The 18976-nt window shown below is 29.8% G+C and carries 21 protein-coding genes; 18 read left to right on the forward strand and 3 right to left on the reverse strand.

Features of this window, described 5'->3' with window-relative positions; translation table 11 throughout:
* The first annotated feature begins 24 nt into the window (after positions 1-24).
* From rsmB to KVH43_RS10975, 7 genes are all read left to right on the forward strand, one after another.
* A complete protein-coding gene (gene rsmB, locus KVH43_RS10945; protein WP_218282563.1) occupies positions 25-1365 on the forward strand; it encodes a 16S rRNA (cytosine(967)-C(5))-methyltransferase RsmB in 1341 nt (446 codons plus the stop codon).
* A gap of 92 nt (positions 1366-1457) precedes the next feature.
* On the forward strand, positions 1458-2189 hold the full coding sequence (locus KVH43_RS10950) for a Stp1/IreP family PP2C-type Ser/Thr phosphatase (RefSeq protein WP_218282564.1): 732 nt from the start codon (positions 1458-1460) through the stop codon (positions 2187-2189).
* A gap of 24 nt (positions 2190-2213) precedes the next feature.
* Entirely contained in the window at positions 2214-4145 is a 1932-nt protein-coding gene (gene pknB / locus KVH43_RS10955; RefSeq protein WP_218282565.1) for a Stk1 family PASTA domain-containing Ser/Thr kinase, read from the forward strand.
* Positions 4142-5014, forward strand: a complete 873-nt coding sequence (gene rsgA / locus KVH43_RS10960) for a ribosome small subunit-dependent GTPase A (protein WP_218282566.1) — start codon at positions 4142-4144, stop codon at positions 5012-5014. Before pknB ends, rsgA begins: the two co-directional genes overlap by 4 nt.
* 2 nt (positions 5015-5016) lie before the next feature.
* A complete protein-coding gene (gene rpe / locus KVH43_RS10965) occupies positions 5017-5673 on the forward strand; it encodes a ribulose-phosphate 3-epimerase (protein WP_218282567.1) in 657 nt (218 codons plus the stop codon).
* Between the two features lie 13 nt (positions 5674-5686).
* Positions 5687-6322, forward strand: a complete 636-nt coding sequence (locus KVH43_RS10970) for a thiamine diphosphokinase (protein ID WP_218282568.1) — start codon at positions 5687-5689, stop codon at positions 6320-6322.
* Between the two features lie 181 nt (positions 6323-6503).
* Complete coding sequence (locus KVH43_RS10975) at positions 6504-6764, forward strand: hypothetical protein (RefSeq protein WP_218282569.1); 261 nt, start codon at positions 6504-6506, stop codon at positions 6762-6764.
* A gap of 45 nt (positions 6765-6809) precedes the next feature.
* Here the strand turns inward: KVH43_RS10975 and rpmB are convergent, their stop codons facing one another.
* Positions 6810-7001, reverse strand: a complete 192-nt coding sequence (gene rpmB, locus KVH43_RS10980; RefSeq protein ID WP_218282570.1) for a 50S ribosomal protein L28 — start codon at positions 6999-7001, stop codon at positions 6810-6812.
* Between the two features lie 198 nt (positions 7002-7199).
* Between rpmB and KVH43_RS10985 the strand changes: the two genes are divergently transcribed.
* The 7 genes from KVH43_RS10985 to KVH43_RS11015 all read left to right on the forward strand — a co-directional run bounded on the left by KVH43_RS10985 (position 7200) and on the right by KVH43_RS11015 (position 13384).
* Positions 7200-7556, forward strand: coding sequence for an Asp23/Gls24 family envelope stress response protein (locus KVH43_RS10985; protein ID WP_218282571.1), 357 nt, complete (start codon positions 7200-7202; stop codon positions 7554-7556).
* A 56-nt stretch (positions 7557-7612) separates the two neighbouring features.
* Positions 7613-9187, forward strand: a complete 1575-nt coding sequence (locus tag KVH43_RS10990; protein WP_218284151.1) for a DAK2 domain-containing protein — start codon at positions 7613-7615, stop codon at positions 9185-9187.
* 45 nt (positions 9188-9232) lie between these two features.
* On the forward strand, positions 9233-11296 hold the full coding sequence (gene recG, locus KVH43_RS10995; RefSeq protein ID WP_218282572.1) for an ATP-dependent DNA helicase RecG: 2064 nt from the start codon (positions 9233-9235) through the stop codon (positions 11294-11296).
* Between the two features lie 107 nt (positions 11297-11403).
* The gene (locus KVH43_RS11000; RefSeq protein ID WP_218282573.1) at positions 11404-11607 is read left to right on the forward strand and encodes an alpha/beta-type small acid-soluble spore protein; all 204 of its coding nucleotides are present in this window, start codon (positions 11404-11406) and stop codon (positions 11605-11607) included.
* 272 nt (positions 11608-11879) lie between these two features.
* Complete coding sequence (rsmD, locus tag KVH43_RS11005; protein WP_218282574.1) at positions 11880-12434, forward strand: 16S rRNA (guanine(966)-N(2))-methyltransferase RsmD; 555 nt, start codon at positions 11880-11882, stop codon at positions 12432-12434.
* Positions 12435-12437: 3 nt separating this feature from the next.
* Positions 12438-12914, forward strand: a complete 477-nt coding sequence (gene coaD / locus KVH43_RS11010; RefSeq protein WP_218282575.1) for a pantetheine-phosphate adenylyltransferase — start codon at positions 12438-12440, stop codon at positions 12912-12914.
* Between the two features lie 20 nt (positions 12915-12934).
* Positions 12935-13384, forward strand: coding sequence for an ATPase (locus tag KVH43_RS11015; RefSeq protein ID WP_218282576.1), 450 nt, complete (start codon positions 12935-12937; stop codon positions 13382-13384).
* Here the strand turns inward: KVH43_RS11015 and ylbJ are convergent.
* Complete coding sequence (gene ylbJ, locus KVH43_RS11020) at positions 13381-14685, reverse strand: sporulation integral membrane protein YlbJ (RefSeq protein ID WP_218282577.1); 1305 nt, start codon at positions 14683-14685, stop codon at positions 13381-13383. The two genes, KVH43_RS11015 and ylbJ, sit on opposite strands and share 4 nt — an antisense overlap.
* 87 nt (positions 14686-14772) lie before the next feature.
* Positions 14773-16011, reverse strand: coding sequence for a nucleotidyltransferase (locus KVH43_RS11025; protein ID WP_218282578.1), 1239 nt, complete (start codon positions 16009-16011; stop codon positions 14773-14775).
* 225 nt (positions 16012-16236) lie between these two features.
* Here KVH43_RS11025 and KVH43_RS11030 point away from each other — a divergent pair, with 225 nt between their 5' ends.
* From KVH43_RS11030 to fapR, 4 genes are all read left to right on the forward strand, one after another.
* Positions 16237-17430: an acetate/propionate family kinase gene (locus KVH43_RS11030; RefSeq protein WP_218282579.1), complete on the forward strand. Its 1194-nt coding sequence runs from the start codon at positions 16237-16239 to the stop codon at positions 17428-17430.
* 130 nt (positions 17431-17560) lie between these two features.
* Positions 17561-18061 (forward strand): YceD family protein, encoded by a 501-nt coding sequence (locus KVH43_RS11035; protein ID WP_218282580.1) that lies wholly within the window; start codon positions 17561-17563, stop codon positions 18059-18061.
* Between the two features lie 19 nt (positions 18062-18080).
* Positions 18081-18260 (forward strand): 50S ribosomal protein L32, encoded by a 180-nt coding sequence (gene rpmF, locus KVH43_RS11040; protein WP_218282581.1) that lies wholly within the window; start codon positions 18081-18083, stop codon positions 18258-18260.
* A 146-nt stretch (positions 18261-18406) separates the two neighbouring features.
* Positions 18407-18973 (forward strand): transcription factor FapR, encoded by a 567-nt coding sequence (gene fapR / locus KVH43_RS11045; protein WP_218282582.1) that lies wholly within the window; start codon positions 18407-18409, stop codon positions 18971-18973.
* Positions 18974-18976 lie beyond the last annotated feature (3 nt).

The following is an 18976-nucleotide window of genomic DNA, read 5'->3' on the forward strand; positions in this document are numbered from 1 at the left end:
CATTCATTTATATAGGAGGAAGTTATGAAAAATAATGCTAGAAAGTATGCTTTAAACATATTGGTAGATATAGAAAAAAACAATGCATTTTCAAATATTGCAATTAATAGAGAGCTTAAGGGAAAAGATATACCAAATATTGATAGAAGATTTATATCAGAATTGGTATATGGTGTTTTAGAAAATAAAATGTATTTAGATTTTATAATTAGCAAATTTTCAAAAATAAAAATAAAAAAAATAAATGTAAAGGTCTTAAATATTCTCAGAATGGGTTTATATCAAATAATATATCTTGATAAAATACCAGAATTTGCTGCTGTTAATGAAAGTGTAAAATTAGTAAAAAAAGTAGATTTTAAAGCGACTGGTTTTGTAAATGGTATATTAAGAAGCTTTTTACGCAATAGAAATAGTATTAAAGTACCAACTATAAAAGAGGATATAATCAAGCATCTTTCTATTACATATTCTCATCCTGAATGGTTGGTAGAAAGGTGGCTAAAAGAATTTGGGCAAGATTTTACAATTTCCTTATTAAAAGCAAACAATGAAACACCTAAGCTTACAGTTCGTACAAATACATTAAAGATTAAGAAGGAACAATTAATTGAGAAATTACGAGAAAAGGATGTGAAAGTTGATACAGATACTTTTGTAAAAGAGGCTATACATATTGGCAATTTGGGAAATATTGAAGATATGGAAATTTATCATAAAGGATTTTTTCAGATTCAAGATGAAAGCTCTATGTTGGTTGCCCATGTACTAGATCCAAAGCCAGGTGAATTTGTTATTGATATATGTGCAGCTCCTGGAGGAAAGACAACCCATATGGCACAATTAATGGATAATGATGGAAAGATTTTGGCGAGAGATATATATAAACATAAGTTAAAATTGATTAATGATAATGCAAAAAGATTAGGAATCAATATTATTCGTACGGAGGTCTTTGATGCAGAAAAAATAGATGAACGTCTTTTAAGGAAGGCAGATAAGGTTCTTGTGGATGCACCATGTTCAGGATTTGGAATCATAAGAAGAAAACCAGAATTGAAATATAATAAAAAGGCTCAAGATATAAAAGCTATTTCAAAGCTACAGCTTAAGATATTAAATAATGCTAGCAAATATGTAAAAAAAGGTGGAATATTAGTTTATAGTACATGTACAATAGAAAAAGAAGAAAATATAGATATTATAGAGAAATTTCTAAAGGAACATAAAGAATTTGAAATGGTAGATGTTAATGATTATTTACCATCTGCGGTAAGGACAAAATATCAATTTTTGCAATTATATCCTAATATATATAAAACAGATGGTTTTTTTATATGTAAATTAAGGAGAAACAATAGATAAGATTGTCAACAATTGACTAGGAATGTGATATAATATGGTTTGTATAAAAATATTGTAAGAAAATCAATTTTGTTGATTTGTGAGGTGATTAAATGGAAATTGGAGCCTATTCTCATATTGGAAGGGTTAGAGAAATCAATGAGGATGCTTATTATATATCTAATGGAACCTTAAATTTATTTGTTGTTGCTGATGGTATGGGTGGACATAATGCTGGAGAAGTTGCTAGCAAAGTAGCTATTTGTTCAATAAAAGATTTTATAGAGCAGCATAAAAATGAGTTTTTTGATAAAGAAGAGCAAGAAGTTTGTGAAATTTTAAGGAAAGCAACTTTAGAAGCAAATCATAAAATATTTGAAAAATCTAGAAATGAGATTGAATGTCAGGGGATGGGAACTACTCTAACTGTAGTGTTAGTTTTATCAAAGGTATATGTAGCACATGTTGGAGATAGTAGAGCTTATTTAGTGCGTAAAAACAATATATCACAAATTACCCAAGATCATTCTCTTGTAGCGGAGCTTTTGAGAAATGGAAGTATTACTGAAAATGAAGCAAAAAATCATCCACAAAGAAATATGATCACACGTGCATTAGGAACGGAAGAAGAGATTACGATAGATGTGTTTACATTAGATTTACAAGATGATGATGTTATTTTATTATGTACTGATGGATTATCTAATTTGATAGAAGTAGAGGAAATTAGAGATGTATTAATAGGTACGAATAATATGCAGAAGGCGTGTGAACATCTAGTTGAATTAGCTAATGAAAGAGGAGGATATGATAATATTACGGTTGTGGCGATAAAAAATAGTTAAGAATGGAAGAATCGAGGTGAAAAGATGATAGGAAAAATATTAGGAAATCGATATGAAATTATTGAAAAAATCGGTGGCGGTGGTATGGCTTTAGTATATAAAGCTAAATGTAAGCTTTTAAACCGATTTGTTGCTGTGAAAATATTAAGACCTGAATTTACAAGTGATGAAGAATTTATTCGTTCTTTTAGGAAGGAATCTCAAGCTGCTGCTAGTCTTTGCCATCCAAATATTGTGAATATTTATGATGTGGGAAATGATGAAAATGATATATATTATATTGTAATGGAGTTAGTCAAGGGAAAAACATTAAAGCAATATATAAAAGAAAGAGGACCCCTAAAGCCTGAGGAAATTATCAATATTGCAAAACAAATTGCATTAGCGCTACAGCATGCACATAATAATCATATTGTTCATAGAGATATAAAACCTCATAATATATTAATAACAGATGATGGAAGAGTAAAAGTTACAGATTTTGGGATTGCTAGAGCTGTTACATCTTCAACTGTTACAAATACAGGAAATGTAATTGGTTCAGTACATTATTTTTCTCCAGAACAAGCTAGAGGTGGATATATTGATGAGAAATCTGATTTATATTCTCTTGGAATTGTCATTTATGAAATGGCAACAGGAAGAGTTCCATTTGAAGGTGAAAGTCCAATTTCTATAGCACTAAAGCATATTAAGGAAGATGTAACACCACCTTCTTTAATAAATCCACAAATACCTAAAGCTTTAGAAGATATTATTATTAAGGCAACTCAAAAAGATCAAACAAAGCGATATAACAGTACAAAGGAGATTTGTGAGGATTTAGAACAAGCCTTAAAGCATCCAGCAGGAAACTTTGTAACATTTGAAGAGCATGATGATAGTCCAACGCAAGTGATCCCTGCTATAAAAGATGATGAATTAGATATGGATGATGAGTATGAGCATAAGAAAAGAAAAAAAACTAATAGAAGGATTGTTCTTAGTGCAATTGTAACAGCGTTTATTTTAGCACTTCTTTTTACAGGAGGTGTATTCTATTTAAAAGATAAGTTTATTGTACCTGAAAAGCATATTCCAAAGTTAGTGGGCATATCTTTTGAAGAAGCACAAAGAAACTTAGAAACTCTTGGATTTAAGGTAGAGAAAGTTGGAGAGAAGAATAGTAGCGAATATAAAAAGGGATATGTAATGGGACAAGAACCAGCAGCTGGTGAAATCCGTAAAGCAGGATATACAGTTAAATTAACCGTTAGTAAAGGGCCTGAATTAGTAGAGGTACCAAACTTTAAAAATAAAAATATTAATGAGATTAGTTATATGCTAGATAATGCAGGTCTTAAAGAAGGTGTTGTAGAATATGAATATAATTCATTACCTGTAGGTGTGATTATTAGCCAAAGTCCAAAGGCGCATGAAAAAGTATCAAAAGATACAGGTGTGAATTTTGTTGTTAGCCAGGGACCAGAAATAAAACTCATCTTAATGCCAAATCTAGTAGGAGAGAATGTTCGTGATGCTAAGAAGACTATTGAAACTTCAGGACTAAAAATTGGAAAAATTGAAGAGAGATTTGATGAAAAGATTGAAAAAGATATAGTTATTTCACAAAGCTTTAAGGCTGGAAGTGAGGTAGAGGAAAACAAGGTTATTAATTTAGTTGTTAGCAAAGGGCCTGAAGAAATTACACAGCCTTCTGAAGAGGAAGAATTGCAAATGAAATCTGTTTCTTTTCCATTGTTTTATGATCAAGCAAAACAAGAAGAGTTTGTGCTAAAAATTGTAAAAATCCAAAATGGAGTTTCAACAGATGTTTATAGTGAAGTCCAACATAAATCAGACAGCGGTAAAAGAATTACTATTAAAGGAAGAGATAAAGCTACTATTGAAATTTACTTTGACAATGAGTTGATCACAAAAAGAGAAATAGATTTTGAAACGGGGAAGATTGAATGATTAAGGGTATTATTACAAAAGGAATTGGAGGATTTTACTACGTAAAATCACAAGATGCAGTATATGAATGTCGTGCAAGAGGAAGATTTAGAAAAGAAAAAATAATTCCTTTAGTAGGAGATCGCGTTAAAATTTCGATAAATCATTCATCTAATCAAGGGACCATTGAGGAAATAATGGATAGGGATATGGAATTTATCCGACCACCAGTTGCAAATGTAAATCAAGCAATTATTGTTTTTGCAGTAAAAAAACCTGATCCTAATTTGATGCTTTTAGATAGATTTTTAGCTATGGCAGAAAATGAAGGAATTGATGTGGTTGTTTGCTTTAATAAAATAGATTTAGATGAAGAATATTTAATTGAATTAAAAAAATGTTATACTGCTGCAGGCTATGAGGTTGTTGCTACTAGTGTGAAATTAGGAATAGGAATAGAACATTTTAGAGAAATATTAAAAGATAAAATAACAGTTTTTGCAGGACCATCAGGAGTAGGGAAATCTTCTCTTTTAAATGCAACGCAACCAAACCTTTCTTTAAAAACAGGAGCTATCAGTGAAAAAAATAAAAGAGGAAAGCATACAACAAGACATGTTGAACTCCTAGAATTGGATTTTGGGGGATGGGTGTTAGACACACCTGGTTTTAGCTCTTTAAATTTGGATTTTATTGAAGAAGGAGAATTGCAGTTTTTGTTTAGAGAGTTTACTCCTTTAATTGGTCAGTGTAAATTTACAGGATGTAAGCACGTAAATGAACCTGAATGTGCAGTAAAGCGTGCTGTAGAAGAAAATATAATCAGTAAATCCAGATATGAAAGCTATATGCAATTATTGAAAGAAATCAATCAAAAGAGGAGGTATTAATCATGGTAAAAATAGCACCATCTATATTATCAGCAAACTTTGGAAATTTATTAGAAGATATAAAAAAGGTAGAAAATGCAGGAGTGGATCTATTGCATATAGATGTGATGGATGGACATTTTGTTCCGAATATTACAATAGGACCTTTAATAATGAAGAGTATTAAAGGAAAAACAAATATTCCCTTTGATGTACATTTGATGATTGAAAATCCTGATCAATATATCTCTGAATTTGTAAAGCATGGAGCAGAAATTATTACTGTCCATGTAGAAGCGTGTACACATCTTCATAGAACGATACAAAATATTAAAAGTCATGGAATAAAAGCAGCAGTATCCCTAAATCCTGCTACATCACTTTATACAATTGAAAATATATTAGAAGATATTGATATGGTTTTATTAATGTCTGTTAATCCTGGATTTGGAGGTCAAAAATTTATTCCATCTGTACTAGAAAAGATAAAGAATTTAAGAAAAATCATAGATGACAAAGGATTAAATGTAGATATTGAGGTTGATGGAGGAATTAAAATTGATAATGCTTATGAGGTAGTTAAGGCAGGAGCAAATATATTGGTAGCAGGTTCTGCAATTTTTAATGCAGATGATATAGAAGAAACGATAAAATTGTTTAGAGAAAAAATTAATTTTTAGTTGGAGGCACTTCATGAAATGTGTAATTATAGCCAATGGAGATTTTAATGCTAATGAAGGGTTGAAAACTTTAATAGAAGAATGCAATTACATTATATGTGCAGATGGAGGGGCTAGACATTTATTTAAGATGAATATAATGCCTCATATGATTGTTGGAGATTTAGATTCTATTGATGTAGATACGAAAAGTTATTTTGAAAAGAAAAATGTTTTACTGCATAAATTTCCTAAGAGGAAAGATTATACTGATATGGAGTTAGCTATAGAATATGCTGTTAAAAAAGGTGCTACAGAAATTATACTATTAGGAGCTATTGGTAACAGAATGGATCATACAATAGCGAATGTTACTTTATTAAAGCCCTTAGCAGAAAAAGGAATCAAGGCAAGAATAGTTGACGAACATAATGAAATAGTATTTGTAAATAATTCTTTGGAAATAGAAGGAGAAATAGGTGATACGATATCTATTATTCCTTTGAGTGAAAAAGTTGAGGGAGTTACATTAGAAGGATTTGAATATCCATTAGATGATGCTCTCATACGGATGGGTTCATCTATTGGTATAAGTAATAGATTGTTAAAAAGAAAAGCGATAATAACTATTAAAAAAGGAAATATATTGGTCATAAAGGCTAAAGATTAAAAAACCCGTTTTAAGGGTTTTTTTTGTATCAAATTTAAAAAATAATGAATAATATATAATAATTAGATTTTGAGCTGGGCTTATGGGGTGATTTTTTGAGAAAAAAGTCATGTATTAAAAAGGTATTGGGAATTTTACTAGCGTTAGGAGGATCGATAATCCTTATAGAGTGTATACCTTTATGGATATGGTATTGCGTATTAGGTGCTTTGAGTATTGTGTTATTGTTGTTATTATTCAAAATCATTTGAAAGGAGGAATGATTTTGAGAAAAAGGCATCGTTGTATTTGGAGAAGAATAGAGAAAAGATTTATAGGACTAATGCTTTTGATTATAGGTATGGTGATTATTGCAATAAAAGTTTTACCTGTAAGTGTATGGATTATTTTATTAGGGGTTAGTATGATTTATATAGGATATAAATTATTTTGCAGCTATTGATAAAAAGATAAGCAAAGCCTACCTATATAGGCAGGCTTTAAAAAGCTATATGGCTCTTTCTACCTTGTTAGAACGTAGACATCTAGTACATACATTGATTCTTTTAGGAGAACCATTTACAATAGCTTTAACTTTTTTAATGTTTGCACCCCAAACTCTTCTTGAATGACGATTAGAGTGACTTACAGTATTACCAGAAATTCTTCCTTTTCCACATACGTCGCATGATTTTGACATCTATAACACCTCCTTCGAGTGAGTATACAACTAATTGCAAACATTAATATTTTACCATATCTTTAGTATTTTTTGCAACTATTATGTAAAAAAGGTTATAAATAAATTTCAAAACCCTTTAAAAGTTGAATCATTATATAAATTCATATAAAATATAGTATAGTTAAATTATAAAGTATATCAAAAGGGAGGATAAAAATGAGTGCTACATTGGTGAATGAATTAGGAAATATTTTCATAGATCATGAGGTTTTAGCATTTATTGCAGGGACATCAGCTATGGAATGTTATGGATTAGTTGGAATGGCAAAAAAATCAACTGCTAGTGGTATTGCAGAGTTGTTAAAACGTGAAAATCAAAGTAAAGGTGTGAAAGTTCGTTCAGGAAATGATGGAGTTATTATAGATCTTTTTGTTATTGTAGAATTTGGAACAAGAATATCTGCAGTTGCACAAAACATTATTGATAAAGTAAAATATAATATTGAAATGATGACAGGCTTAAAAGTAAAACATGTAAATGTAAATATTCAAGGAGTTAGGGTTGAAAAGTAATTTGAGGAGGTACTATTTTGAAGATTAAGGCTATAGACGGATTATTATTGAAAAAAATGTTTATTCAAGGAGCAAATGTTCTTCAAACCAATAAGCATTTAGTAGATGAATTAAATGTTTTTCCTGTTCCAGATGGAGATACAGGAACTAATATGTCTCTTACGATGAATAGTGCAGCAAAAGAAGCAAAGAATGTAAGCACAAATACTATTGATAGTATTGTAGAGGCAATTGCTAATGGGTCGTTGATGGGAGCAAGAGGGAATTCAGGAGTAATTTTATCTCAAATATTTAGAGGATTTGCAAAGGCATGTAAAGGAAAAGAAGTATTAAGCATTGCTGATTTAGCGTATGCTTTTAAGAGTGCTTCTGATACTGCTTATAAGGCGGTTATGAAGCCAATAGAAGGAACTATATTAACAATTATTAGAAAAATTGGTGAAAAATCTATAGAATTATCAAAGAAGGAAATTTATATAGATGATTTTTTATATTCTCTTATAGAATATGGTGAACAAGTTTTAAATAAAACTCCTGAGATGTTAAAAACTTTAAAAGAAGCTGGTGTTGTTGATGCTGGTGGAAAAGGGCTTATTTTTATTTTTAATGGATTTTACGAAGCGATAACAGGTAAGGAAGTAAGCATTGAAGAGCCTGTGATGCTTGAATTTGAAAAAGAAGCTACAAAAGCTTCAGAAGATATTACCTTTGGTTATTGTACAGAGTTTATAATAAAAGGTAGCAATATAGATATTGAAGAATTCAAAGGAAAAATTGGTACTTATGGAGATTGTATGTTGGTTGTAGGAGATGAAAGCTTAGTTAAAGTGCATATTCATACAAATCATCCTGGAGTCATTTTAGAAAAAGGTCTAGCATTGGGACAGCTTACAAGTATAAAAATTGATAATATGAGACAACAGCATCAGAACAAGGTTTTCGAAAATGATTCTGAAGTTCAACATGAGGAAATAAAAGATTTGGGAATGATTGCTGTTACTATGGGAGAAGGTCTAACAAATATATTTAAGGATTTAAATGTAGATGAAATCATCACAGGTGGACAAACTATGAATCCTAGTACAGAAGATATTAAAAAAGCTATAGATCGTATTAATGCGAAACATATTTTGATATTTCCAAACAATAGTAATATTATTTTGGCTGCTAATCAAGCAAAGGAATTAAGTGATAAAAATATTACTGTTATTCCAACGAAAACAGTTCCTCAAGGAATTGCAGCAATATTAGCTTATAATCAAGAAGTGAGTTTGGAAGAAAATATAGAAAATATGATAGATGCATTAAAAAATGTTAAAACAGGACAAGTTACTTATTCTGTAAGAGATACACAATTCAATGATATTTCTATTAAAAAAGGAGATATTTTAGGAATTGTAGATGGAAAAATTACTGTAGTAGGTAGTAATGTTGAGGAAGAAGCATATAAACTGCTAAAAGATATGATTACAGAGGATGATGAGATTCTTACTATTTTTTATGGAGATGATCGTACACAAGAGCAAGCGCAAGCACTTGCTGAAAGAATTGAAGAAATATATGAAGATATTGATGTTGAAGTTTATTATGGAGGACAGCCTCTTTATTATTATATATTTTCTCTTGAATAGGAAATGACTAGTGTCATTTCCTATTCTTATCAGGAGGTTTATTGTATGAATGAATTGAAAAAATCTGTTCAATTTATGAAAGGGGTAGGACCAAAAAAATCAAAATATCTAGAAAAAATAGGAATATATAGGATAGAGGATCTTTTATATACTTTTCCAAGAGAATATGAAGATAGAAGAAAGATAAAAAATATTATTGATGTCAAGAATGATGAAAAAATTACTATAAAGGCTGTTGTATGTGGAAATATAGAAGAAAAATCTATTCGAAAAGGATTAAAGATTTATACTGTTCCAGTAAAAGACCATACAGCAGTAGCTTATGTCATATTTTACAACTCTCCTTTTGTAAAGAAAATATTTAAAAGAGGGAATATGATATATGTGTATGGCAAAGTAAAACGAGTATTTGGGCAAATACAAATATTACATCCAAATTATGAGTTTGTAAAAGAAAATGAGCAGAAAATTTTGAATGGAATTATTCCTATTTATAGTCTTACACATGGTCTTACGCAAAAAGATATACAACGTTTCAATATGAATGCACTTCATTTATATGAAAAAGGGATACATGAATATCTTCCTTATGACACAATAAAAAGAAATAAATTGTGTAATATACAGTATGCTCTTAGAAATATTCATTTTCCAAATTCAGTAAAATCTTTAAAAGTTGCAAAATTTAGATTAGTTTTTGAAGAATTATTAATTTTACAGATCGGTTTATGGTTAATTAAGAATAAATTTGATAATAATAAAAAAGGTATTATCTTTAGAAAAAAATCACAAATAGATGTATTAATAAACTCTTTGCCTTTTCAGCTTACAAATGCTCAATTAAAGGTTTTAGAAGAAATAGAAATAGATATGGAAAGTGGAAAAGCTATGAATCGTCTTATTCAAGGAGATGTGGGTGCAGGAAAAACAATTATTGCATTTATTGCTTTGTATAAAGCTGTATTAAATGGATATCAAGGGGTATTAATGGCACCAACAGAGATTTTAGCTGAGCAGCATTTTCAAGCTGCAAAAGAATTGTTATCACCATTAGGAGTAAAAATTGATTTTTTATCTGGAAGCGTTAGGAAAAAGAAAAAAGAGGAAATATTAAAAAAATTAGCAGATGGAAATATAGATATCATTATAGGAACACATGCATTGATTGAAGAAAATGTTTGTTTTTATAAGCTTGGTCTTGTTATTACAGATGAACAGCATAGATTTGGTGTGAGGCAGAGGAGCATATTATCAAGTAAAGGAATAAATCCTCATGTGCTTGTTATGACAGCAACTCCTATTCCTAGGACACTTGCATTAATTCTTTATGGTGATTTAGATATATCTATTATGGATGAATTGCCTCCAGGAAGAAAAAAAATAAAGACTTATTGTATAGATGAAAAGAAAAGGGAAAAACTATATCATTTTGCGAGAAAAGAAATTGAACTAGGTAGACAAGTTTATGTTGTAGCACCACTAGTTGAGGAATCAGAAAATATTGAGGCAAAATCAGTTCATGAATTATATATGGAATTAAAAAAACATTATTTAAAAGATTTTAAAGTAGGTTTATTGCATGGAAAGATGAAGCCTTATGAAAAAGATGAAGTGATGCATCAATTTAAAAAAGGAGAAATCCAAGTTTTAGTAGCTACTACAGTAATAGAAGTAGGGGTAAATGTGCCTAATGCATCTGTTATGATCATAGAGAATAGTGAAAGATTTGGATTAGCTCAATTACACCAATTAAGAGGAAGAGTAGGTAGAGGTCAGTATCAATCATATTGTATATTGATAAATTATAGTAAAAATCCTTTGTCAAAAGAAAGAATGAAAATTATGGAAGAAACGAATAACGGCTTTATTATTGCTGAAAAAGATTTAGAATTAAGAGGGCCAGGTGAATTTTTTGGTACAAAGCAGCATGGTCTTCCAGAGCTTAAAATTGCGAATTTGTTTAAACATATAAATATATTAAAGCAAGTACAAGATGAAGCACATATACTTATCAAGGAAGATCAAACCTTGTCATTAGAAAAAAATTTGACTTTAAAAAATAAAATCATTGATAAGTTTGGTGATAATATTAGACAAATATGTTTGTAATGTAATAATGATTTCCATTCTGTTACACCTCCACTAAAATATACTAGATATAATTTGCTTTAGATTGGTTAAATTAATATTACAAAGGAAAAGGGAGGTGAAAAAGAATGGCAACTAACAATACAAAAGTAGTTCCTGAAGCAAAAGCTGCATTAAATCAAATGAAATATGAAATTGCTAACGAATTAGGACTTAGCAACTATCAAGGAATGGATAAAGGAAATTTAACAGCTAGACAAAATGGTTATGTAGGTGGATACATGACTAAGAGATTAGTTGAAATGGCTGAAAGACAAATGTCTGGTAAGTAAAAATAGAGTTATAAATAATAAAGAAGAGATATTTTATCTCTTCTTTATTATTTATAATTGAAAGAAAATATAAAAATACTGGTGAAAATCACCAGTATTGGGAGAGGAGAAATGAAGGAAGAGCTCTAAGGGGAATTTTATTTTTATGTGCTCATATATAGTATGACTAAAGGAAATGGCTATTATACATGCTGATTTTAAATTTTTATAAGATGTTTGTTTGTCATTTACTTATGTGCTAAAATATATTTATTGAAAGGAGAGAACAATAAGTGAGGGTAATTGCAGGTATATCAAGGGGTATGAAATTAAAATCTCCAAAAGGTTTAAATACAAGACCGACTACTGATAGAGTAAAGGAAGCTATTTTTAGTATGATTAATCCATATATTATAGATAGTGTTGTTTTAGATCTTTTTTCAGGCACTGGAAGTATTGGGATTGAAGCTCTCAGTAGAGGTGCAGAAAAGGCATACTTTGTAGATAATAATAAAAATAGCATTCATGTAATAAAAGAAAATATAGCATATACAAAATTTAGTGAAAAAAGTACAGTTCTTTTTTGCGATGCTCAGAAGGCTATAAAAGAATTGTGTTTAGGAGCAAATAAAATTGATATTATATTTATGGATCCACCGTATCTAAAAAATTTAATTCTACCGACTATTAATAAAATAGAAGCACAAGGAATATTAAATGATGATGGGATTATTGTTGTTGAACATGATATAAAAGATTCTTTGCCCAAAGAGATAGGAAAATTTATAAAAATAAAAGAAAAAAAGTATGGGAATACATTAATAACAATTTATTCAGAGGAGGCATAAACAATGAAAATAGCAGTATGTCCTGGAAGCTTTGATCCAGTTACAAATGGACACTTAGATATTATTAAAAGAACTTCAAAGTTGGTAGATAAGGTGATTGTAGCAGTTCTTTATAATTCAGGTAAAACTCCACTTTTTACTGTTGAGGAAAGATTAGAATTATTAAGGGAGGTTACAAAGGACATACCTAATGTGGAAATAGATTGCTTTTCAGGATTGCTAGTTAATTATGTGAAGCAAAAAAATATTAATGTAATAGTAAAAGGATTAAGAGCTATATCTGATTTTGAGTATGAGCTACAAATGGCATTGACAAACAAAAAGCTTAATCCTGAGCTTGAGACAATGTTTATGATGACTAGTGGTGAATATTCATATCTTAGTTCAAGTATTGTAAAAGAGGTATGCAAATTTCACGGATGTATAGATGGATTAGTTCCTGAGGTAGTAAAAAAAGCTTTGTATAAGAAATTTAAATAAGTTAGAAGGGGAGGATGTCAATGAATGCATTGCGTCTGTTGGATGAGTTAGAAGATATTATTGAAAGTAGCTCTTCTATACCATTTGCAGGTAAGACCTTTATAGATAAAGAAGAAATTCTTGATATTATTAAAGATATAAGGATTCAGTTACCAGATGAGGTAAAGCAAGCACAATGGATAAAGGAAGAAAGACAAAGAATACTTATAGAGGCTCAAAAGGAAGCAGATTCTATTATGGAGGATGCAAAGCTACATATTGAAGAAATGGTGGAAAAAGATGAAATTACGAAAATGGCACATAAGAGGGCAGAGGAGATTATATCTCAGGCGCAAAATAATGCAAAAGAAATTCGTATCGGAGCAAGACAGTATATTGATGAATTATTAGGTGGTGTAGAGAAAAATCTTCAAAAAATAATAGACACAATAAAGGATAATAGAAATGAACTTAAGGGAATGAAGGGTTAAAGCCCTTCATTTTTTTGGAAAGAAAAAAATATACGGCTGATCAAAAAAAATATTTGTAATAATATTGAAAGTACAATGACTAATATAGTGATACTTATAAATAGTTTAGATGAAAATAAGATTTTAGAAGTCCATGTAGGATTTAGTATTGTTGTTGAATTTTGCAAAAAAACGGGAATATTGATATGTTTAAAAGCTGTATGGGTTATAGGAACTGTAATAAAAACGAACATACTAGAAAATAGAGCGTGTAAAAACTTTGAAAAAATATAAGTACCTGTATTTAAGTCGGTTTTACCTATCAAACTAGCTGCCTGAGCATGAATAGAAAAGCCGCTCCAAGAAATGATCATGGTAGTGAATAAAGCTTGTTGGATAAAAGAAATATCTTTTATTTCAGATAATAGTTTACAGCCCATGGTCATTTCAAAAACTCCACTTACAACGGCTTCACAGGTACTTTTTTTTAGATCAAAAAAGAATAACCAGTCTTTCATAAAACATGAAATGGCTTGAATGAAACCTATAATTGTTAAAAGACGGATAATGACTGAAAAAAGAATAATAAAGCCTCCAACAACAAGAAGTGTTTCTACAGAATTTTTTACAGCAGAGCCTAATAGCTCACCAAAGCTTTTACTACTATCTTTCATAGCTTCAAATAATCCTTTAAAAGCTCTTTTGATATAATTATTTTTTACTTTATAATAAATTTTATATTGATTTTTTAATTTATAAAATCTAAATAGAATACCTACTGTAATGGCACCTAAATAATGAGCAAGAGCAATGCTTGTTCCTAATTGTGTATTATGAAACATGCCAATAGCAACAGCCCCAATCATAAATAAAGGACCTGACGTGCTACAAAAGGACATAAGTCTTTGTGCTTCTATTTTAGAAAAAAGCTTTTTGTTTCTAAATTGTGAAATTAATTTAATACCCATTGGATATCCTGATGTTATGCTCATAGCTAATATAAAAGAACCTTCTCCAGGAACATTAAAAATAGGTCTTATTATAGGCTCTAATAGTATACCAATAAAGTTTACTACACCTAAACTAATAAGCAGCTCTGCGCCAATGAAAAAGGGAAGGAGTGCAGGAAAAACGACATTAAACCATGTATCAACACCTAGTTTTGCAGCATCAAAGGCTGCATCAGGGAATTTTATGATGTTTATGACTAAAAAGCAGGTAATAAAAATCAAAAGTAGATGTTTGATTTTAGGATAAATAGAATTTTTCTTAAATTTATAAAGTATTAAAAATAGCGTTAATCCAAAAATAAATAAAATCATATTATTCCTCCTAAAAAAGAAATCTATATAATATATATTATTGAATAAAAAAAATAGTACTTAAATTATATTAAGTACCCAAGGAGGCTATAAAAAAGAATAAGGTTTGTTATAATAATCAGATCCCCCAATTCTATGCTGTTCATTAGGATATGCCAAACTGTAAATATCTGAAGCTAAAATATCAAAGCTAAGCATTTCTTTAGCAATAGGATGCTTTAGTATTTGTTTATTAATATTTGTTAGTATTGGTATTTGTGATGTTTTTTTTAATCTTTTTAGTATTTCTGTCCCTTTTGATGAAAAAGCAAGTATACGAGCATATTGTGAACCTCCGACTTTGTTGTAATTTTGTATGTGCTGGTTGGTTATTCCTAATAATGTATGTATAAAGATTCGTTGAAGCCTTGTATAAGTATATCTTTTTGTTTTTAACATTTGAATAAGACTTTGTAAATTTATTGCATTTAGTGAGGTTGCTTTTATCCTATTCTCGAGTCCTTCATTTACATCGAAAACTTTTCTTAGCTCTAGCTTTGATACTGTTCGTAGTTTATATAAAATCATTTTTTCAAAATGATTATAATCAATAGGTGCAAATCCATTCTTGATGCTTTTTACAAACACTTCAAAGCTGTTTTTAGGGATAACTTTTTTTAACTGATATACATCATAATTTTTTTTAGTAAGAAAGGTTCTTATAGCTGTAGCACTACAGATATTACTATTAATGTCAGTTTCGTTATAATGAGCTTTAATCCTAGTAATGGTAGATGGATTTATTTTACTGTTACATTTTATTAAAGCTTTAATATATTCAATTGCAAGAATGTTATTGGGAGAATGTAGTACTTCCTCTAAACTTTGATCAAGACAATATTTTCCTAATGCTTTTTCACGAGCATGTGGAAAAGAGATTCCTTTTGATAAAAATTCTTTTAAGTAGTTTTTATATAATGCGGGTTCATCTGATAAAATTTTAGAAATCTTTTTCAATTTATGAATATCGCCGATTTCACTCCCAAAGCTAATTGTATCAATTATTCCTAGACTGTTTAATAAAGATATGCCGCCATATGCAAAAAGTTCTGCGCTGTTGCATGCATAAACAACTGGTAGTTCAATTACTAGGTCAACACCTTCTTTTACAGCCATTTCAGCTCTTATCCATTTATTTGTTAGAGCAGGTACACCTCTTTGCAAAAAATTACCACTCATTACTGCTACTGTATGGGTTGCGCCTACCTTTTTTATGGATTTTTTAAGATGATATTTGTGACCGTTGTGAAATGGATTGTATTCTGTTATAAAACCAAGAACCTTCATAATCTAATCCTCCAAATAAAATAATAAGATTAATTATAATATTACTAAATTTGACTAATAATATCAAAAAATAATACAAATATTAAGTTTGATACTTGAAAAAATTCTATAGTACATTATAATAGAGTTGGTAAAAAGGAAATTTTGTTAATATTTCAAAAAAGTCAATTCTGAAAATTATCTAAAGAAAGACTTTTTTATCAAATAGACTAAGGAGGACAAAAAATGAATGTATTAGTTGTTAACTGTGGTAGTTCATCACTAAAATACCAATTGATTAATATGAGTGATGAAAGTGTAATTGCAAAGGGGTTAGTTGAAAGAATAGGTATAAAGGGTTCTGTACTAAAGCATGAAATTCCAGGAATGGATAAGGTAATTATTGAAAAGCCAATGCCTGATCATAAAGTAGCTATAGGCCTTGTGTTAGAAGCTCTTGTAGATGAAAAACATGGAGCGATAAAGGATATGAAAGAAATTTCTGCAGTAGGTCATAGAGTTGTGCATGCAGGAGAAAAATTTAGTGATTCTGTAGTAATTGATGATGAAGTAATAAAAGCATTAGAAGAATGTATTGAGTTAGCACCATTACACAATCCTGCTAATCTTATGGGAATTGCTGCTTGTAAAGAATTAATGCCAAATACGCCAATGGTAGGTGTATTTGATACAGCTTTCCATCAAACAATGCCTAAGTCATCATACATATATCCACTACCATATGAGCTTTATGAAAAATATGGTATTCGTAGATATGGATTCCACGGAACAAGTCATAGATATGTTTCTCAAAGGGCAGCAGAATTTCTTGGCAAAAAATTAGAGGATTTAAAGATTATTACATGCCATTTAGGAAATGGAGCTAGCCTGGCTGCTATTGATGGAGGAAAATGTGTAGATACAAGTATGGGATTCACTCCACTTGAAGGGCTTGTAATGGGAACTAGATGTGGAGATATTGACCCTGCAATAGTTACTTTCATTATGGAAAAAGAAAATTTAGATCTAGAAGGTATCAATAATTTAATGAATAAAAAATCTGGAGTGTTAGGTATTTCAGGTGTAAGTAGTGATTTTAGAGATATTGAAAATGCTGCTAAAGAAGGAAATGAGAGAGCACAACTTGCTATTGATACTTTTGATAAGAGTGTAAAAAAATACATAGGCTCTTATGCAGCAGAAATGGGTGGCGTAGATGTTATTATATTTACAGCAGGTTTAGGTGAAAATTCTGCTTCTAACAGAGAAGAAATATGTAAAGGATTAGAGTTTATGGGTGTTAAGATTGATCCTGAGAAAAATAATGTAAGAGGTAAGGATGCAATTATCAGCACAGATGATTCAAAGGTGAAAGTTCTTGTTATCCCTACAAATGAAGAATTAATGATTGCAAAAGACACACAAGCATTATTAAAGTAATGTAAAAAAGGTAGGTTGTCCTACCTTTTTGTTATCTTATTAGAAATTAAATAACTATCAAGTATTTTAGCTTGACAAATAGTTACTCCATTTGTATAATTAATTCTGTTAATATGATGAGGTGAAACTGATGAAAATTAATTTGTTAGAATTAAAAGACGGATCCAAAAAAGAGTTGGAGTTAAAGGTAGAAGAGAAAATTGAAGCTCTAAGTTATTTTGGTGATGAAATACCGTTAGTTGCTCCTAGTGTTTTTAAAGGAAGAATATATAATGCAAATGGGGATCTGTACATTGAAGGTTCTGTTGAAAGTACAGGAGCGTTTAATTGTTATAGGTGCTTAAATAAGTTTCATCAAAAAATCATAGGTGAAGTTCATGAAAAACTAGTGGAAGAGAATTCTTCAGATGCTGAAATGGATGATTATTTTATGATAAAAAATAATCAGATCAATATTTCAGAAATAATCGAGAATGCTTTAATTTCAACTCTTCCTATGAAAATAGTTTGTAATGAAGACTGTAAAGGATTATGTTCAGTCTGTGGGAAGAATCTTAATGAAGGAAAATGTAATTGTGAAAAGAATGAGATTGACCCTAGACTAGCTAAATTAAAAGATTTGTTACAATAATATTAAGGAGGTGGAAATAATGGCAGTACCTAAGCGTAAAACATCTAAAGCAAGAAGAGATAAAAGAAGAGCATCAAATATAAAAATGACAAGCCCTAATATTGTTGAATGTCCACAATGTCATGAACCAAAATTACAACATAGAGTATGTAAAAAATGTGGTTTTTATCATGACAAAGAGGTAATGGAAGTTAAGTAATAAAAAATAGTAATGATGATATCATCATTACTATTTTTTATTTATGTGATAAAAATAGTAATAGATAGTTGATTTATATAATAAAATAATATATACTAAACATTAGTATCAGGTACTAAATTCAAGTACTAAAAGAGGTGGAAGGAATGCCTAAGAAACGAATACCTAAAAAAGTTAGACAAACAGAGCTGTTAAAAAAGATTGAAAATGAGCCTTTTGTTACAGATGAAGAATTAAGTGAGCATTTTAATGTTAGTATACAAACTATACGTTTAGATAGATTAGAATTAGGAATTCCAGAGTTAAGACAAAGAATTAAAAAGGTCGCTCAAAAAAACTACTCAAAGGTAACTAGCTTGGGAGAATCAGAAATAATTGGTGAGTTGATTGATTTAAACTTGAATGAAAGTGCTATTTCTATGCTTGAGACGACAGAAGACATGGCATTTAAAAGAACAAAGGTTGTTAGGGGACACCATATATTTTCAATGGCAGAGTCTTTAGCAATGGCTGTTATTAATGCAAAAGTTGCTTTGACAGGCGTTGCAAATATGAAATATAGGACAGCGGTGAAGGCTTCAGAAAAATTAGTAGCAAAAGCTGAAGTTGTAAAAATTAGAGGAAATAAATATTTTGTTCATGTAAAAATATATGTAAAGCAAGAGCAGGTTTTTAGAGGAAAGTTTATTCTGGTAGCTATAGAAGAAGAATAAGAG

It is taken from the genome of Crassaminicella indica (assembly GCF_019203185.1).
In the GTDB taxonomy this organism is placed as follows: domain Bacteria; phylum Bacillota; class Clostridia; order Peptostreptococcales; family Thermotaleaceae; genus Crassaminicella; species Crassaminicella indica.

Excerpts from the sequence above, each read along its gene's own strand:
- rpmB (WP_218282570.1), bottom strand. The coding sequence starts at position 7,001 with ATGTCAAAATCATGCGACGTATGTGGAAAAGGAAGAATTTCTGGTAAT.
- rsmB (WP_218282563.1), top strand. The coding sequence starts at position 25 with ATGAAAAATAATGCTAGAAAGTATGCTTTAAACATATTGGTAGATATA.
- rsgA (WP_218282566.1), top strand. The coding sequence starts at position 4,142 with ATGATTAAGGGTATTATTACAAAAGGAATTGGAGGATTTTACTACGTA.
- KVH43_RS11015 (WP_218282576.1), top strand. The coding sequence starts at position 12,935 with ATGAATGCATTGCGTCTGTTGGATGAGTTAGAAGATATTATTGAAAGT.
- KVH43_RS11030 (WP_218282579.1), top strand. The coding sequence starts at position 16,237 with ATGAATGTATTAGTTGTTAACTGTGGTAGTTCATCACTAAAATACCAA.
- KVH43_RS10970 (WP_218282568.1), top strand. The coding sequence starts at position 5,687 with ATGAAATGTGTAATTATAGCCAATGGAGATTTTAATGCTAATGAAGGG.
- ylbJ (WP_218282577.1), bottom strand. The coding sequence starts at position 14,685 with ATGATTTTATTTATTTTTGGATTAACGCTATTTTTAATACTTTATAAA.
- pknB (WP_218282565.1), top strand. The coding sequence starts at position 2,214 with ATGATAGGAAAAATATTAGGAAATCGATATGAAATTATTGAAAAAATC.
- KVH43_RS10990 (WP_218284151.1), top strand. The coding sequence starts at position 7,613 with ATGTTTATTCAAGGAGCAAATGTTCTTCAAACCAATAAGCATTTAGTA.
- rpmF (WP_218282581.1), top strand. The coding sequence starts at position 18,081 with ATGGCAGTACCTAAGCGTAAAACATCTAAAGCAAGAAGAGATAAAAGA.
- recG (WP_218282572.1), top strand. The coding sequence starts at position 9,233 with ATGAATGAATTGAAAAAATCTGTTCAATTTATGAAAGGGGTAGGACCA.
- coaD (WP_218282575.1), top strand. The coding sequence starts at position 12,438 with ATGAAAATAGCAGTATGTCCTGGAAGCTTTGATCCAGTTACAAATGGA.
- KVH43_RS11035 (WP_218282580.1), top strand. The coding sequence starts at position 17,561 with ATGAAAATTAATTTGTTAGAATTAAAAGACGGATCCAAAAAAGAGTTG.
- fapR (WP_218282582.1), top strand. The coding sequence starts at position 18,407 with ATGCCTAAGAAACGAATACCTAAAAAAGTTAGACAAACAGAGCTGTTA.
- rpe (WP_218282567.1), top strand. The coding sequence starts at position 5,017 with ATGGTAAAAATAGCACCATCTATATTATCAGCAAACTTTGGAAATTTA.
- KVH43_RS10985 (WP_218282571.1), top strand. The coding sequence starts at position 7,200 with ATGAGTGCTACATTGGTGAATGAATTAGGAAATATTTTCATAGATCAT.
- KVH43_RS10950 (WP_218282564.1), top strand. The coding sequence starts at position 1,458 with ATGGAAATTGGAGCCTATTCTCATATTGGAAGGGTTAGAGAAATCAAT.
- KVH43_RS11025 (WP_218282578.1), bottom strand. The coding sequence starts at position 16,011 with ATGAAGGTTCTTGGTTTTATAACAGAATACAATCCATTTCACAACGGT.
- KVH43_RS11000 (WP_218282573.1), top strand. The coding sequence starts at position 11,404 with ATGGCAACTAACAATACAAAAGTAGTTCCTGAAGCAAAAGCTGCATTA.
- KVH43_RS10975 (WP_218282569.1), top strand. The coding sequence starts at position 6,504 with ATGGATATGGTATTGCGTATTAGGTGCTTTGAGTATTGTGTTATTGTT.